The organism is uncultured Rikenella sp., from assembly GCF_947628055.1.
Taxonomy (GTDB): Bacteria; Bacteroidota; Bacteroidia; order Bacteroidales; family Rikenellaceae; genus Rikenella.
In genome coordinates this window covers 1-17502 of sequence record NZ_CANQYJ010000001.1, presented here as the reverse complement: position 1 = coordinate 17502, position 17502 = coordinate 1, and the positions used below count along the sequence as shown (strand labels likewise).

Below are 17502 nucleotides of genomic sequence, written 5' to 3'. Positions count from 1 at the left end.
TATCCGCACAAAGCCGGCGGTCGCTCCATGCCAGTGGAACCGACCGCCGGCCTTTTTACAGGATCGGTATGCCGGCCCGACCGGAAAATTCCGGAAATGTTGTTGTAAATTTAACAAAAGCCGATTCATGTGAACGAAACTGTTAAATTTGCAGTTTGTTTATTCTTCCGGACAAAGAACCGGCACACGAAACACAGAAACACCCCCTTGCCAATATTAACCAAAACCACAATAGACCCATGTTAAAAGGACAGCCCAAAGGTTTGTACGCCCTCTCGCTCGCCAACACCGGCGAACGGTTCGGCTACTATACCATGCTTGCGATCTTCACCCTTTTCCTGCAAGCGAAATTCGGCTACACCGAAGCCGTGACGACCCAGATTTACGGACTTTTCCTCGCCGCCGTCTACTTCATGCCCTTCTTCGGCGGGATCCTGGCCGACAAATTCGGCTTCGGCCGGATGGTCACCCTCGGCATCTTCATCATGTTCGGCGGCTACGCCCTGCTGGCTATTCCGACCGGGACAGGCATCGTCGGCAAAATGATGATGTTCGGCGCACTGGCCCTGATCGCCTGCGGCACCGGCCTCTTTAAAGGCAACCTGCAAGTGATGGTCGGCAACCTCTACGACGACCCGAAATACGCCGCCAAACGCGACAACGCATTCTCGATCTTCTACATGGCGATCAACATCGGCGCCATGTTCGCCCCCGGCATGGCCACCTGGATCACCAACCACTTCCTCGCCCAGGACGGATTGGTGTACAACGGCCAGATACCGGCCCTCGCGCACGAATATTTGGAAAAAGGCGCTGCAATGGGCGCCGAGCCGCTGGCCAAACTCACCGATCTGGCCGCCTCGATGTCGGGCGGCGGCAGTGACTTGGCCCAATTTTCAAGCCACTACATCGAAAAACTCTCCTCGGCTTATAGTATGGGCTTCGGCGTCGCCTGCATCTCGCTCATCGTCTCCTACGTGATTTACGTCGCCTTCCGCAAGACCTTCCGCCACACCGACGTGACCGCCAAGCAACAGGCCGCCGCAGGCTCCGTTGCACACGTCGAACTGACCCCGGCCCAGACCCGCTCGCGCATCACAGCCTTGATGTTAGTCTTCGCCGTGGTGATCTTCTTCTGGATGGCATTCCACCAGAACGGCTCGACAATGACCTTCTTCGCCCGCGACTACACCTCGCCCGAAGCGACCGGCATCACCCGCATGGGCTTCGACATCTTCAACCTCGTATTGGTCATCGTGGCGATCTACGCACTGGTAGGCGCATTCCAAGCCGAAAAAAGACGCGGCAAAACGATCGGCTGGAGCCTCTTTGTCGCCGCTCTCGGCGTGCTGGTCTACCGCTGGACGCAAACCCCTGACCCGGTGAAAATCCTGCCGCAAGACTTCCAACAGTTCAACCCCTTCTACGTCGTGGCGCTGACCCCGGTTTCGGTGGCCCTCTTCTCGGCCCTGGCCCGCAAAGGCAAAGAACCCTCGGCACCCCGCAAGATCGGGATCGGGATGATCATCGCCGCCCTCGGCTTCCTCATTCTGACCATCGGCTCTGTCGGCCTGATGTCGCCCGACGCCGTGAAAGCCGCCGGATCCAGCGATACTTTCGTATCCCCGAACTGGCTTATATCGACCTATTTAGTGCTGACTTTCGCCGAACTGCTGCTCTCGCCGATGGGAATCTCGTTCGTCTCGAAAGTGGCGCCGCCCAAATACAAAGGGATGATGATGGGGTGCTGGTTCGCCGCTACGGCAGTCGGCAACTACGCCACTTCGCTGATCGGCTACCTGTGGGGCAGCGGGATTCCGCTCTGGATGGTCTGGGGCGTCCTGATCGTACTGTGCCTGCTCTCGGCCCTCTTCCTCTTCAGCATCATGAAAAAGCTGGAACACGCCACGCAAAATGCCTGACGACACGGGATCGTGTCCCGTTTTTCCGAAAACGTGATCCGGACGGAACGATTTTTGCACTTCGGCCGGAGGAGCCTCGAGCTTCTCCGGCTTTTTATTTATATTTACAGAAAATAAGATGCTTTTTAGCTGTTTGTCTTTGTCGCTGCACACTTCCAAACCCGAATCGAACCTATGAAAAAAATCATCCTCACCTTCGTATTTACATTCGCTGTCGCGACGGTCGCGGCGCAAGTCAAGGGTCTCGGCTTCGGGCCGCGTGTCGGGATCAATTTCGCCGACTATATGAACAGTCCGGGGAGCTCGCGCACGGGTGTTTATGCGGGAGCATTCGTCGATTACAATTTCACCCACCGCTGGGGGATCGAGACTGGTGCGTATTATTCTCAATTAGGTTCGACTGATAACGTGGAACTGGGCTATGCTTCGCCGACGATCCACCGGATGGATTACCTGTCGGTGCCATTGGTCGGAAAGTTCAATTTCCTCGGAGGCTTCCGGGTCATAGCCGGTTTTGAGGGGTTGTTCAAGCTCTCGGCGGAACGCAAGGTGAAAAACGGCGGGCCGACGACCGAAATGGAAAATGTACGCTCGTCCAATCTGGCTTTCACCGTGGGCGCGGGCTATCTGCTCCGCTGCGGACTGGACATAACGGCTTCGTATTCCAAGGGTTTCAACAGCGCTATCATGCACACGGGAGAGACAACGTGCCCGACTTATTTCCGGGTGGCGGTAGGCTGGCGCTTTATCGGGACCAATAAATAGACCGAGCGTTTGTCAGTACGTACCCGGTATTGAACGGTTCTCGTTAACTTCGCGTCGCTCGTTGTCCTCGCGCTACCTCAGCATAGCCCGCAAGCAGTCTCTGCACTCGGAACGCTGCTCGGTTGTGAACAAAAGGAACCGAAAAAACTTTCTGAGATGCGTAAGCATCTCAAAAAGTTTGGCTTCGCCTTCCTCCTGGCGCCTCGGCCATTCGAGCAAGCTCGATGGCACTCGCCTGCTGCGTCGGTTTTCTGGTTCTCTTTGTTCACAAAGAGAACAGTTCCCTCCCATGCACGTACAAGAAAACCTACCTAATAATCAGGCTTGTTCGTTAGCCGGCCGGAGCCAGCGAAACCCACTGAAAAACCGGGAGCAGACGGTTGCAAAAAAGTAAAACCGCCTGCGATACCCCGCTTAGGGTGAATACGGGGAACAGAGACCGAATTCTGCACAAATTTTGTAACTTTCCGCCACCCGATCCGATTTCCCGTCGACTCCAATTCCAAAAAACAGATGAGACAACCCGCAGGCCGTTTCTTACGCCACCTTCGGCGCTGGGCGCTGAAACTTGTCCGCATACTGATCCTGCTGATCAGTGTCGCGACCCCGTTCGGCGTCGTCTATATGTTCGGCTATCCCCAGACGCCCGAGTCGATGCGATACCTCGCCGCCGGGTATCAAAGCCTTTTGATCCTGATGTGGGTCTGCGTGACCATACGCGTGCTGCTCGGCGACACATCGGACGACAACAACAACCGCCTCAACCGGCGCAATCGAACCATTCTGCTCGGCGCCTATGTCGTCCTTACATTGATCGCCGTCTTCAATATCGCACTGCGTCACCGGTGGTTAGCCTCGGACTCTTTTCTGGACACAATCAGTGCACCGTGGCTGATTGTGGTCACCTTGCTGGTGGCATCCTTTCTCGAGCTGGCGCGGGCCGTGTCGGATATTCTTTCCCGGAAAGTCAACCCCTCCTCCATCCTGGCAGGCAGTTTTCTGTTGATTATTCTGGTAGGTTCGGGGCTGCTGATGCTGCCCAACTGCACGCACCACGGCATCCGGTACGTCGATTCGCTGTTTACGGCCGCCAGTGCGGTGTGCGTGACAGGCCTGAGTACGGTCAGTACGGCGGAAACGTTTACCACGACCGGGCAAGTCGTGATTCTGATCCTCATACAGATCGGCGGATTAGGGATTATGACCGTCACCAGCTTTTTCGGTCTTTTCTTCATGGGGCAGACTTCTCTGAAAAGCCAGTTGCAGCTGGGCGACTTGCTCAGCAGCGACAAAATGGGAGGATTGGGCAAAACGCTGGTCAAGATTATCGCGGTGACTCTTTCGGTCGAAGCACTGGGGGCGGGACTGCTTTATGGGGTAGTGGAAGGGCAGCCGGGTTTCGCATCGGAAGGCGGGAGGATCTTTTTCTCGGTATTCCACAGCGTGTCGGGGTTCTGCAACGCCGGTTTTTCGACACTGCCCGGGAACCTGTACGATCCGCTGGTACGGCACCTGTGGGGTGTCCCGGTCATTATCTCCTGGCTGGTGATTTTCGGGGGCATCGGGTTCCCTATCTTTTCCAATTTCCTGGTGATCGTGGGCCGGGTCCTCAAAAATGCGGTTCGCCGCATCCGGCGGCGCCCGTTGGAGCGGCATCCCAGACAGTGGAGTCTGAACAGTTATATCGTGCTGAAAATAACGGTGATTTTGGTTCTGGGGACATGGGTCTATATGCTGGCGGCGGAGTGGAACCACTCGTTGGCCGAGTTTTCGTTTATGGGGAAACTCAGTCAGGGATTTCTGGCGGCGGTAACGCCGAGAACGGCGGGGTTCAACGGGGTGGATATGCACCGGATGCTGCCGGCGACGCTGATTCTGACTACGGTGCTGATGTGGATCGGGGGTGCGCCGCAGTCTACGGCGGGCGGGATCAAGGTGACGACGTTTTATCTGCTGGTGAAGAACATTGTCGGCACGGTACGCGGCAATTCGGCGCTCGAAGCGCACAAACGGGAGATTCCGGCCGAATCGGTGCGACGCGCTTTCGCGGTGATCGGGATTTCACTGAGCATTCTGGCGATGTCGGTCACTGTGCTCACGTTTCTGGAACCGCAGATACCGATTTCGGCGCTGTTGTTCGAGGCGGTGTCTGCCTTGTGTACGGTGGGCCTCGGGCTGGGCACGACGGAGATACTGGGGCCGGCGGCGAAGGTGGTGCTGGTGGTGCTGATGTTCGTCGGCCGGGTGGGGATCATCGGAATGATGATGGCGCTCGTGAAGCCGCAGCCGCACCGCCCGTATTGCTATCCGAATGAGGATATTCTGATTAACTGACTGATCCGGCATAAACATGATGCGGGGATATGCAAAGCCATTTGCATATCCCCGCTCTCTGTGTTTTTGTACGGGTTCCCCGATTATGCTTCCGGAGCGATAGCTTCGGCCGGGCAAACGTCGGCGCAGGTGCCGCATTCAGAGCATGCTGACGGGTCGATAACGTAAACGTCACCGGCGGAAATAGCCCCTACCGGGCATTCGTCGATGCAGGTGCCGCAAGCAACGCATTTGTCGGGATCGATTTTGTAAGCCATGAGTAATTTGAATTGAGTTGGTTTTGTTTGTGCAAATGTAAAACTATTCCGTCGAATAGTCAAATTTATTCCTGCCAGCCGCGATGATCGGCCGGAATGAGCCGCAGTTGGGACAAAATGCGCTGTATCACGGTGTCGACTGCTTCTTCTATGGTTTGCGGCTTGGTGTAGAACGAGGGCATGGCGGGCAGTATGGTCCCGCCGGCTTCGCGTATGGTGCAGAGGTTGCGCAGATGGATCAGGGAGAGTGGGGTCTCTCGCGGACAGAGGATCAGTGTTCGCGGATGTGCGGGGGTGTTTTCTTTCAGTATCACGTCTGCGGCTCGCGAGATCAGGTCGTCGGATATGCCTCCGGCGATGCGTCCTGCCATACCCATACTGCACGGCACTATGACTAAGGCGTCGAAGTGTGTCGAACCGGATGCTACGGGGGTGAAGAAATCGTCGTTCCGGTATTCGACGAGGTGTCCTGCTTCGATCTGTCGGGCAAGCCAGGGCAGAAGCTCTGGTCGCTCGAACTGTACGACGTCCTGCCCGTTTTTTGTGAAGATGACGGCCGGGGGTTCCACGTCTTTGTTCTGTGTGAGGTGGAGCAGGTGGCGGAGCAGGCGTTCTGCATAAATGGCGCCGCTGGCACCGGTAATCCCTATCGCAATCTTCATAAATTCTTACTTAACCGTTCGTTTATTCTGTACCTTATTGTGAGTGACTGTTCTTTCTTTGAAAAGAAAGAACCAAAGAAACTTTCCGATAGCTGCGCTACTCCTTAGGCTCCGCAATCCTCTTGCATTGCGTTTTCTTTGGGGTGTGGCAATAGCGGGTATAAGGTAATCACTCGATAACCCGCTATTGCTCACACCCCAACAGAATCAAAGCCAAGGGTACCCGGCAGGCTCAAGAGATGCGAAGCATCTCAAAAAGTTTTTCTGGTTCTCTTTGTTCACAAAGAGAACAGTACCCTCAAACATAGGGTATTGAATAATCGAACGATAAATTAGTTACGGTTTGGGAGGAACGAATAGTCCGACGAATAAGTCAGCATTTGTTCTACATAATCCATCGGGTATTCGATTTTCACATCCGAAATCGCTCCCTTGTCATCGGATACCGGTATATAGCGCGGATTCACGAAACCCGAATAAGGCGCGATATTCAGTGCCGCATACCGCTCTAATACCTCGCCATGCAGCTTCGGATCGACCTTCACCCCGTAATTTTCCACCAGCTCCATTCCCGCCTTGAAATCCCCCTCGGATTTGATGCGTTGAATCTCCTTCAACAGCTCACCGAACAGCCCGCGCAGCTTCTCGTAATCATTGACCATGACAAATGTTTTCCCATTCTCCGTGACAAATTCGACCACCTTATCCTCCTTGCCCCGCTCATAGACCCAGTTTGCGATAAGCGCCCGGTTTCGCATGTGCGCCTCCTCGATATTCTTGCCCGGTTCGATGCGCGTGAGCTGAGTCATCAGACCGTTCATCATGTAATTGTTATACTCCGTCTTAGCCACGTCCAGCGTCGGGATCACCCCCAGTTCCACCAGTTTCGGATCGTTCATGTAGTAAAGCGCAAACAAGTCCGCCCGCGCCTCCTCGAGCGTCGAACCGTAATTCTTCAATTCATCGCCGCGCACGCCCTCGGCCAATTGTCCCGATGCGTGTCCCAGACATTCGTGCAGGTCGGTGTGCAAGTTATTCCCCACCGTTCCCCAGCGGGCCCGCAACTCGCGGTCTTCCGGCCGCAGGATGAACTCTTCGGCAAAACCGTTCCCCGCCGCTGCCGCATCGTAAGCCGCCGTGATGTTGGCGATCGTCACCGACTTCGACCCATGATCCCGCCGGATCCAGTCCGCATTCGGCAGGTTGATCCCGATCGGCGTCGAAGGATAGCAGTCGCCGCCCAGCATCGCCACCGTAATCACTTTGGCCGAAACTCCCTTGACGTGCGGTTTGCGGTACTGCGGGTCGATCGGCGAGTGGTCTTCAAACCACTGGGCGTTGTCGCTGATAATCCGGGTGGTTTTCGTAGCCTCGAAATCCTTGAAATTCACGGTCGACTCCCACGATGCCTTATACCCCAGCGGGTCGCCGTAGTTTTCGATGAAGCCGTTCACGTAGTCCACCGTCGATTTCGTGTCCTGCACCCACGCGACATTGTATTCGTCGAACAGCCTGAGGTCGCCGGTCTTATAGTATTCGATGAGCGTTTTGGTGTACGCCTCCTGCTCCGGCGTATCGGCCACCGCCGCGGCCAGCTCCAGCCATTTGACGATCTCGCGGATGGCCGGGCCGTACATCCCGTTTGCCGACCACACCCGTTCGACGACTTTCCCGTCCTTGCCTTTGGAAAGCTGGCTGTTCAGCCCGTATGAAACAGGCTGTTTATCCGTCGTATCGGTCAATGCCGTATAGAACGCTTCCGCTTCGCTCTGCGTCACTCCGTCGTAGTAGTTGCAGGCCGATGCGGCCACCATATCGACCCCGGCGGTCTGATCCACGCGCTTCGGATAAAGAGTCGGGTCGAAGATCACGAGCTTTACCGTATCCAACAGCGACCCCTGTATATCGCCCAAGCGTTCGGCAGGGGTCGCTGCCAGCAAGGTGTCGAAATAGGATTCGTTGAATTCCGGTTTGAATTTATCTCCGGAATAATGGTGGTGCACTCCGTTCGCAAACCAGACTTTTTTGAGGTATTTCTCGAATGCTTTCCACTCGCCGGCGGTTTTGTCCACACCGTCGGCCCCGGTATAGATCGCTTCCAGTGTCCTGCGCACGGGTAGGTTGTACTTGCAGTTCTGGTCGTACAGAATATCTCGCCCGCAAATCGCTGCCTGGCTCAGGTAATAGATAAACTGTTTCTGCCGCAAGGTCAGACTGTCGAAGTCGGGCACCTGGTACCGCAATACGTTGATGTCGTCGAAGCGGTCGATCTGCCACTGGAAGTTGTCGGCAGCGGTGTCTGTCGTGTTCCGGTCGCCGCCGCAACCGGTGGTCATGAGTGTCGTCATAGCTAAAATGGCTGCAAGGCCGGTGAGCTGTTTCATATCTTATTAACGTAAAAAAGGTGGTTCGCTATTATGCGCAGCCCTATGCCCGGGTAGGCTCCCGGTCGGCCGCGGCTGCGGCGCTGTTTGCCGAAGGCCAGTGGAGTTTGGTCCCGAACCCTAAGGTGTTGTCCGTGTATTTGAACCGGGTGACCTCTATCACCCAAAGGTCGCTCAGCATCACCGCAGCGAACGGGAACCGTTTCAAATAGGCTTGTCTCGCCGCCGCCAGCATCGCCGAAGAGATGTCCGCCCGCCGCACGATTCCCTGAAACTGCAATCCCTGCAACCGCCCCACCGTTTTCGATTCCAATACCACAGACCCTGCCGCATTCGGATTGTCCGTGAACATCGCCGCATGGCGGGTGGTCTCCGGGGAGGTGAATACAAACATACCCCCTGCATAATCCGGGAAATCGGCCGAAGCCGGCATATAGGCGTAAAACAAATTGCAGCACCACAATCCGCCGCCCGCCCTATCAGCTGCCGCCAAGGTCAGCACCCGGTGGCGTCCGATAAAGCGCAGGATGCGCGGATCGACCGGCAAAACAGGGGTGTCAGCGGTCCGAAGCATAAGATTCCATGACTTTCCGCACATCTGTCTTCACTTGCTCGAAAGCCGCCTTGTTGCCCGCCTTGATCGGGGTGCTCGGCTGCGAAGTATTGGTCAGCGGATTGATGTATTTTCCGTTTTTCTTGAGCCGATAGTCGAGGTGCGGCCCTGTCGAGCCGCCCGTATTCCCTGAATAGGCGATCACCTGTCCCTGGGACACCCGCTGCCCCTGCTTCACTGCAAAACGGCTCAGATGCAGGTATGCCGACTCGTATCCCTGCGCATGCTTGATCCAAATCCGGTTCCCCCCGCCGAACGGATCCCATCCCCGTTTGGTCACCACCCCGCTGGCCACCGCATGCACCGGCGTCCCCACCGGACAGGCATAATCCACTCCGTTATGCTGCCGCCGGATCCGCTTGATCGGATGGATCCGCTTCCCGAACCGGGAGGTAATGCGGGCGCTGAAGCTCAACGGCGCTTTCAACATCGCCTGTTTCAGATTGACCCCCTTGTCGTCCCAGTATCCCCACTCGTTGTCTTGCTGGAAGCGGTAAGCCCAGTAGCTCTTCCCCGCATGGATGAACTCCACGCCGTAGATATTCCCCACTCCGATACAAGTGGTGTCGATGTATTCCTCTTCGTAGAGCACCCGGAATTTGTCTCCTTTCTGCAAGGCGAAGAAGTCGATCACCGACTGGTATATTTGGGCCATACGTTGAGCCAGATCGACCGGCAGCTTATGTTCGTAAATCGTTGCGGACAGGGAGCTGTTGATCACCCCTTCGACATAGCGTTCTTCGCTGGCGACTTCTTTCTTGTCCACTCGCACGTACACGCTGTCGCACAAGGCGAACGTCACGTAGTCCTTCTGGTTCCGCTCGTAGACCAAGTAGCAGAGGGCCTGCGTACTGTCCGGGGTCAGAAATGCCGTGTAGGTGTGTCCCGCCCGGATGTCCCGCAGTTCGAACTTGCCTTTCGACAGGGCGATCAGCCGGTTGACGATCTTGATGTTGACGTCGTACCGCTGGTTGAGCAATCGCGAGAAGGTCTCGCCGCTCTCGATTTCGCCGCGTTCGATTTCATATTTGTCCACGGGCAGCCCGTAAACTTTGCTCTGCGATCTGAGGACGATGGAGTCGAGCCGCGAGCAGGCTTCCAACGGCGCCAGTTCTGGGGTCGCGTAACTGCTTGCCGACAGCGAGTGCGAGCATCGCTTGACGCAGATCAGGATCCCCAGCACGAGGATCACGAGCAGCAGACCGAGAAAAATCCATACCAACGGATGCCGCTGCGCGATCCGCCTGAATATCCGGGAAAAGGTCGGGGTGTTCGGGGTGTCGTGTGCCATAGAGGGAAGTCCTATTTCGTTTTCAGTGCGTCGAATCCTTCGCCGAATACGCCCATCACACTGGCTTGCGTGATGAATGCTTTCGGGTCGGTTTCTTTGATGATCCGGTAAATTCCCGACGCTTCGCCCCGCCGGCAAACCACGAGCACTACTTTCTGCGGGGCCTTGGAGTACCAGCCCGTGGCGTCGAGGATGGTCGCGCCGCGGTGTACTTCATGGATGATGCGTTCGGCGATCTCTTCGTATTTCGACGAGAAGACCATGATCTGCGATGACGATTTGCTGCCGGAGAGGAACATGTCGATGGCGTTCCCCATCGTGAACAGAATCACGTAGCCGTAGACGACGCTCGCCAGGTCGTGCAGCACGAAGTACGAGCAGCCGATGATGACCACGTCCATCAGCATGATGAGTTTGCCGAGACTGACGTTCCGGTATTTGTTGATGATCATGGCCAGAATGTCCGTCCCGCCCGACGATCCGCCGACCGAGAAGCACATGCCGATCCCCACCCCTGCCAGCCCGCCGCCGAGGATGGCCGACAGCAGTTTGTCGTTCGCCAGCCCCATCAATCCCGGGGGAACGGTCTCCTGCATGAGGGTCAGCATCACGGAGGTGAAGGCGATGGCGTAGATGGTCTTCGCTCCGAACCTCGGCCCCAGTATCCAGAAGCCGAAAATCAGCAGGATGATGTTGGCCACCAGGTAGGTGACCCCGACCGGAATCCCTCCCTGCCCCGCGGCGTTGCTGGTAGCGTAGTAGACAATGGTTCCGATGCCGCCCGTCCCGCCGCCGACCATCTTGGCCGGGATCAGCAGGGCGGTCCATGCGAACGAGTACATCAGCAGTCCGATGGAGATGATGATATAGGCGCGTATTTCCCGACGGAGGTCTCGCAGATCGATCCGGGGTTTGGGTAGCGTTTTCATTCGGTATTTCTTTCCTAAATGGTTTCGAGGGTGCGGATCAGCACACGATGTTGATAATCTTGCCCGGCACTACGATGACTTTCTTGATCGCCCGTCCGTCGGTGTATTTGGCGGTCTGCTCGTCCGCAGCGATCGCTTCGGTAATCTGCGACGGTGTCATGGAGAGGTCGAATGTCCGTTTGAAGCGGGTCTTGCCGTTGAACGATACCGGGTACTCGAACGAGGATTCGGTCAGGTACCGTTCGTCACAGACCGGATACGGCGCGTCGCACACCGATTCCGTCTCAGGGTGCCCCAGCGCCCCGTGCCACAGCTCTTCGGCTATGTGCGGCGCGAAGGGGGCCACCAAGGCCACTAACGGTTCGAGTACGAGCCGCGCCGTGGTCTTGCTGTCGTACAGTTCGTTGAGGCAGATCATAAACGCACTGACCGCCGTGTTGAACGAGAAGTTCTCGATGTCGTCCGAAACCTTTTTAATGGTTTTGTGCAATACTTTGAGTTCCGCGTCCGTCGCGGGCGTATCGCCGACATTTTCCACGAGCCGCCACAGCCGTTTCAGGAACTTATGCACGCCGTCGATCCCGTTGGTGTCCCACGGCTTCGACTGTTCTATCGGCCCGAGGAACATCTCGTACATCCGCAGCGTGTCCGCCCCATAATTATCCACAATGAAATCCGGATTGACCACGTTGTACATCGATTTGCTCATCTTTTCGACGGCCCAGCCGCACACATACCGTCCGTCCGGTTCAAGAATGAATTCGGCGTCTTTGAATTCCGGCCGCCATGCCCGGAATGCGTCGAGATCGAGCACGTCGTTCTTCACGATATTGACATCCACGTGAATCTCCTGGGTATCGTATTGATCCTTGAGGTTGAAGCTGACGAAGCGGTTCGTCCCCTTGATCCGGTAGACGAAGTTCGACCGCCCCTGGATCATCCCCTGGTTGACCAGTTTCTGGAATGGTTCGTCTTCGCACACATATCCTAAGTCGTACAGGAACTTGTTCCAGAACCGGGAGTAGATCAGGTGTCCCGTGGCGTGTTCGATCCCGCCCACGTACAAGTCCACGTTCCGCCAGTAGTCGTTCGCCGTTTTGGAAACCAATGCCGTGTCGTTCTTCGGATCCATATACCGCAGGTAATAAGCGGATGACCCCGCAAACCCCGGCATCGTACTGGTCTCGTATCCCCACCCGTCGACCCGGGCCAGCGGCGGCCGCCCGTCGGCGGTCGGCGTGAAGTCCTGCACTTCCGGCAAAAGGAGCGGCAGTTCCGATTCCGGCAGCAATACCGGAATGCCGTCCGCCGTGTACGAAACCGGGAACGGTTCGCCCCAGTACCGCTGCCGGCTGAAAATGGCGTCCCGCAGCCGGTAATTTACCTTTTTATGTCCGATCCCGCGCCGCTCGATCTCGGCGAACATGGCCGGTATCGCCTCCTTGACATCGAGTCCGGTCAAGAAGTCGGAGTTGATCAGCCGTCCTTCCTTCGCATCATAAGAGCCTTCCGAGACATCGCATTCGATGATCGGCACGATCGGCAGGTCGAAATGCCGTGCGAACGCCCAGTCCCGACTGTCGTGCGCCGGCACTGCCATGATCGCCCCCGTCCCGTATCCCGCCAGCACATAGTCGCTTACCCAGATCGGTATCTCGACTCCGTTGAACGGATTGATCGCATATGCCCCCGTAAATACCCCGCTCACCCGTTTCGTGTCCGCCATCCGCTCCCGTTCGCTGCGTTTCTTGGTCTCAGCCAAGTACGCCTCCACCGCTTCCCGCTGTGCAGGGGCGGTGATCTCTCCGATCAACGGATGCTCCGGCGCCAGAACCATAAACGTCACGCCGAACACCGTATCTGCCCGGGTGGTGAAAATTTCCAGCAGTTTGGCTCCCTCGCCCGCCGCAGCAAAGCCTTTGATCGGGAAAAACATCGTCGCTCCGGTGGATTTCCCGATCCAGTTCCGCTGAATCTCCTTGAGCGACTCGCTCCACGCCAAACCGTCCAGCCCCTGCAGCAACCGCTCTGCATAAGCGGTCACCCGCAAGAGCCACTGCCGCATCCGTTTCTGCTCCACCGGAAAACCTCCCCGCACCGACAGCCCGTCTTTCACTTCATCGTTCGCCAGCACGGTTCCCAACCCTTCGCACCAGTTCACCATCGTATCGGCCTGAAATGCCAACCGGTAGTTCATCAACACGTCGGCTCGCTCTTTGTCGGAATAGGCTGCCCACTCTGCTGCGGTGAAGTGGAGTTCCTTGCCGCAAGCCGCATGAAGCCCCTCGGTTCCGCGTTGTGCGAAGTGTGCCTCGAGCTCTGCAATCGGCTTCGCCCGGTCTGCCGCGGTGTCGTAATAATGGCCGTACATCTGTTCAAATGCCCACTGCGTCCACCGGTAGTATCCCGGGTCGCATGTCCGCACTTCGCGATCCCAGTCGAAGCTGAACCCGATTTTGTCCAACTGCTCGCGGTACCGCTTGATGTTCTGTTCCGTCGTCACCGCCGGATGCTGCCCGGTCTGTATCGCATATTGTTCCGCCGGCAGCCCGAATGCGTCGTACCCCATCGGATGCAGGACGTTGAATCCTTTCTGCCGCTTGTACCGGCTGTAAATATCGGAGGCGATGTATCCTAACGGATGCCCCACGTGCAGCCCCGCCCCCGACGGATAGGGGAACATGTCCAGCACGTAGTATTTCGGCCGTGAAGCATCGATCTCCACATGGTAGGTGCCTGCCTCTGCCCACCGCTGCTGCCATTTGCGTTCGATTTCTTTGAAATCGTATTCCATTTCGTATTTCGTTGTTATTTTTTGTCCGTATCCTGTGTGGCGACGATACGCGTATATTCGCCTTTGTCCAGCAATATATCTGCCGCCTGCCGCGCCGTCTTGTCGCGCCGAAGCATAGATTCCAACCGCCCGGCATCGTAGTACCACCGTGTCATTACCGCATCCGCCAGCACTTGCCGGATTTCCGGCGCAAATGCTTTCAGCTCCGCCGTCTTGTCGTCTTTTATCTTGACGGCTATGGCCTCCAGCTCGCCTGCGATCCGCTCCGAATATTTCTCCCGCTCGGCTACCTTGCGCAATTGTTCGAGCAGCCGTTCGGTTCCCGACTCGAAAGCGATCGGCTTATCGGTCATGAATGCGCAGAATTCCGCATAGGTGCTGTCGTCCACCGCAAAATCACGTGTGGGTTCGTGTTCGACCGCGTAGCGGTTGGCGAAGTCGTCGATATAGCCCGATCCCAACAGGATGACTGTAAACTTGCCGAAATATTCCGCATCGGTTTTGATGTCCGGCATAATTCCTCCGCCGTCGTAAACGGTGCGTCCTCCGGCTGTCCGGTACGAACGGATCAGCGAGTCCGGCACTGCGCCCACGCTGCCGTCTTCATTCCTGTGGCTGTAGTCCATGGCCTGGATGCACCGCCCGCTGGGCGTATAGTATTTCGCTGTGGTGAGCTTGATGTAGCCGTTCTCGCCCACCGGCCGGGTGGATTGCACCAGGCCTTTTCCGAAGCTGCGTTGTCCTATAATGACTGCACGATCCAAGTCCTGTAAAGACCCTGCCACGATTTCGCTGGCCGAGGCGGACGAGTGGTTGATCAGCACGGCCAGCGGTACCTCCGGCGCGAGCGGTTCGCCCACAGTCCGGTATGTGCCGTTCATTTCCTGCACCCGCCCCCGTGTCGTTACGACTACGGTGTTCCGCGGGACGAACAGTCCCACGATTTTCACCGCTTCGCCCAATATCCCTCCGGTATTGTCCCGCAGGTCGAGAATCAATCCTTTTAAAGCCCCGCCGCTTTGGTGCCGGAGTGCGGTCAAGGCAGCTCTGACTTCCGCCGCGCAGTTCTCCGTAAAGCTGTTCAGCCGGATATAGCCCACCGAGTCCATTCCCCCTGTGTCTTTGACCCATCCGTAATAAGGGACTGCCGGTACGGAAATCCGTTCCCGCTTGATATGGAGTGTTTTTGTCGCGGTCGTATCGGCGACGGGCCGCACGACCAGAATGGCCGTTGTCCCTGCTTTGCCTCGCATCCGGTCGCTGGCGAAGGCTACTTCGCGCCCTTGCAGGTCGATCCCGTCGACGGATAAGATCCGGTCTCCGGCTTTCAGACCGGCCCGGTCGGACGGTGTTCCTCGGTATGGTTCGGCGACTTCGATCCATTGGCCGTCGGAGGATTTCCGGATCAGTGCGCCGAGGCCTGCATATTTTCCGGTGGTCAGGGTCTCGAAATCGGCCATCTCTTCGGCGGGCAGGTATTCGGTATAAGGGTCCAGGCTCTCGAGCATGGCGCTCCCGGCTTCTTTCACCATCCGGGCCGGAGAGGTGGTGTCTACATAGTAGAGGTTTACTTCGCGGAATATGTTGAAAAAGGTCTCCATCGACCGCCCGATCTCTAAGTCGCGCCGCTGCGAGACGATGACGGAGCTATCCGCCGTCGGTCGCGGTACGGCCTGTTTTTTAACCGCCGCCGAAACGCTACCTGCCGAAATAAGGAGGCTGGCGACTGCCGGCAGGGAGAGGAGGAGTATGTGCCGATATGCGCTCATATCATCGGGATGTCTGTCTTCCTGGGTTATGCGATGTAGGTTCCCATGCGGAATGCGGCCCGTACGACTGCTTTGCGGTTCCCTTCGATGTAGGAGATACCGTCTATGGTGGTGATCTCTATTTGGTCTTCCCACATCATCACGATCTTTTGGGCTGTGGAGGCTGCCTGAAAGAGCATGTTGTCGGCGCTGTGATTCTCGGTGTCGATGCGCTTGAATCCGCACATGCCCATCACGCGCTCTACATCTTCGGAACGGGCGGCGGCATTGAAGGTCAATCGCTTGCGGGTAAATCCGAAGAAGGGGTACAGCAGGGCGAATACTATGACTACGCCCAAAAACAGCAGCCCTCGCGAGGTGCTCCACAGTACACTGATGGGCGAGGCGCTTCCGAAGGCTCGGAGCAGGGCGAATAGTATGAAAAATAAAATAATCAGGTAAATGGCGTATTTCGCCGCGCGAATCGGATATCGTTTCATACTTTCTTAATTTATTCGTTCGTTTTATTTCTACCTTATGTTTGAGGGTACCGTTCTCTTTGTGAACAAAGAGAACCAGAAAAACTTTTTGAGATGCTTCGCATCTCTTGAGCCTGCCGGGTACCCTTGTCTTCGATCCTTTTGGGCCGAGCAATAGACCGCTCTATTGCACCTCAGTTCGACCTCGCGCCCACCCCCCGAGCGGCTTCGCCGCTGGGCGCTGAGGTCGGCGATCCGAAGGATCGCAATATTAAGAGCGGTCTATTGCTCCGGCCCAAAGAAACCACAATGCAAGAGGACTGCGGAGCCTAAAGAGTAGCGCAGCTATCTCAAAAGTTCTTTGCGCCGCTTTCTTTCAAGAAAGCGGCAGTTCCCTCCAACTAAGGCAGAGATTAAACGAACATATTATGAACGTTTGAGCAATTCCCGAGCTTGCGTTCTGGCCGCCTCCGTCACCGCACTGCCGCTCAGCATCGCCGCGATATGTTCCACCCGTTCCTCCCCCGTCAGTTCCCGGATATGCGTTCCTCCCCCGTTCCGTTCTGCAGCAGCCTCCTTATACACATAGTAATGATGTTCCCCCTTGGAAGCCACCTGCGGCAGATGCGTGATATTGAGCACCTGCATCGAACCGGCCATCTCCGCAATGATCTCCCCCATTTTATCCGCCACCCGTCCCGAAACCCCCGTATCGATTTCGTCGAAAATGACCGTCGGCATCCGCATGCTCCTGGCCACCAATCCCTTGATCGCCAGCATCACACGCGACATTTCCCCGCCCGAAGCCACATCCTCGATCGGCTGGGCCGCCGTTCCCGCATTCCCGCTGAACCACATCGTTACCTCATCCGCTCCCAAGGCAGTCAGGCCGCCCGCAGCCCTCGCCGGAGCAACGCGCACCTCGAAAGCAGCCCCTTTTATGCCCAATTCCGCCAAAGTCTTAATGACATGCTTCCCGATTTTCGGTGCCGCCGCACGCCGTCCTTCGGAGATTCGGCCTGCCTCCGCCTCCGCCTCCGCCTCGAGTTCGGCGATCCGGCGTTTCAGCTCCGCCATATAAGTTTCCGCCGCCTCGAATCCCTGCAATTTCGCATCCAGCTCGGATTGAAGCCTGAGCAGCTCCTTTTCTGCATTCGCTTCGTCGATCCTGTGTTTGCGGCACAAAGTGTAAATCTCGTCCAGCCGCCCCGTCACGACCGACAGCCGCTGCGGGTCGATCTGCACCCCGTCCTTGCGCCGTTCGAACTCTTCCGCCAGATCCTTGAGCTCCAGATAAACGCTCGACATGCGCTCACCCAGTTCC

At 56.8% G+C, this 17502-nt stretch carries 12 protein-coding genes and 1 pseudogene; 3 read left to right on the top strand and 10 right to left on the bottom strand.

Annotation, left to right across the window (positions count from 1 at the left end):
• Positions 1 to 239: 239 nt before the first annotated feature.
• From Q0Z93_RS00065 to Q0Z93_RS00055, 3 genes are all read left to right on the top strand, one after another.
• The gene (locus tag Q0Z93_RS00065; RefSeq protein ID WP_363291291.1) at positions 240 to 1922 is read left to right on the top strand and encodes a peptide MFS transporter; all 1683 of its coding nucleotides are present in this window, start codon (positions 240 to 242) and stop codon (positions 1920 to 1922) included.
• Between the two features lie 174 nt (positions 1923 to 2096).
• Complete coding sequence (locus tag Q0Z93_RS00060; protein WP_298061263.1) at positions 2097 to 2687, top strand: porin family protein; 591 nt, start codon at positions 2097 to 2099, stop codon at positions 2685 to 2687.
• Positions 2688 to 3200: 513 nt separating this feature from the next.
• A complete protein-coding gene (locus Q0Z93_RS00055; protein WP_298061261.1) occupies positions 3201 to 5021 on the top strand; it encodes a potassium transporter TrkG in 1821 nt (606 codons plus the stop codon).
• Positions 5022 to 5104: 83 nt separating this feature from the next.
• Here Q0Z93_RS00055 and Q0Z93_RS00050 read toward each other — a convergent pair whose 3' ends face one another.
• From Q0Z93_RS00050 to Q0Z93_RS00005, 10 genes and pseudogenes are all read right to left on the bottom strand, one after another.
• A complete protein-coding gene (locus Q0Z93_RS00050; RefSeq protein WP_298061258.1) occupies positions 5105 to 5278 on the bottom strand; it encodes a 4Fe-4S binding protein in 174 nt (57 codons plus the stop codon).
• A 65-nt stretch (positions 5279 to 5343) separates the two neighbouring features.
• Positions 5344 to 5940 carry a UbiX family flavin prenyltransferase gene (locus tag Q0Z93_RS00045; protein WP_298061254.1) on the bottom strand — a complete coding sequence of 199 codons (597 nt, stop codon included), beginning with the start codon at positions 5938 to 5940 and terminating at the stop codon, positions 5344 to 5346.
• A gap of 332 nt (positions 5941 to 6272) precedes the next feature.
• Positions 6273 to 8276 (bottom strand): dihydrofolate reductase, encoded by a 2004-nt coding sequence (locus Q0Z93_RS00040; protein ID WP_298061316.1) that lies wholly within the window; start codon positions 8274 to 8276, stop codon positions 6273 to 6275.
• A 91-nt stretch (positions 8277 to 8367) separates the two neighbouring features.
• Positions 8368 to 8898: a hypothetical protein gene (locus Q0Z93_RS00035; RefSeq protein WP_298061252.1), complete on the bottom strand. Its 531-nt coding sequence runs from the start codon at positions 8896 to 8898 to the stop codon at positions 8368 to 8370.
• Entirely contained in the window at positions 8882 to 10228 is a 1347-nt protein-coding gene (locus Q0Z93_RS00030; RefSeq protein WP_298061250.1) for a M23 family metallopeptidase, read from the bottom strand. The genes Q0Z93_RS00035 and Q0Z93_RS00030 overlap by 17 nt, the downstream gene beginning before the upstream one ends.
• Positions 10229 to 10239: 11 nt before the next feature.
• Positions 10240 to 11157, bottom strand: coding sequence for a YitT family protein (locus Q0Z93_RS00025; RefSeq protein ID WP_298061247.1), 918 nt, complete (start codon positions 11155 to 11157; stop codon positions 10240 to 10242).
• Positions 11158 to 11194: 37 nt separating this feature from the next.
• Entirely contained in the window at positions 11195 to 13951 is a 2757-nt protein-coding gene (leuS, locus tag Q0Z93_RS00020; RefSeq protein ID WP_298061245.1) for a leucine--tRNA ligase, read from the bottom strand.
• 14 nt (positions 13952 to 13965) lie between these two features.
• Entirely contained in the window at positions 13966 to 15720 is a 1755-nt protein-coding gene (locus Q0Z93_RS00015) for a S41 family peptidase (protein ID WP_298061243.1), read from the bottom strand.
• A gap of 26 nt (positions 15721 to 15746) precedes the next feature.
• On the bottom strand, positions 15747 to 16199 hold the full coding sequence (locus Q0Z93_RS00010) for a hypothetical protein (RefSeq protein WP_298061241.1): 453 nt from the start codon (positions 16197 to 16199) through the stop codon (positions 15747 to 15749).
• A gap of 405 nt (positions 16200 to 16604) precedes the next feature.
• Positions 16605 to 17502, bottom strand: a pseudogene (locus Q0Z93_RS00005) (DNA repair protein RecN); the annotation flags it as partial.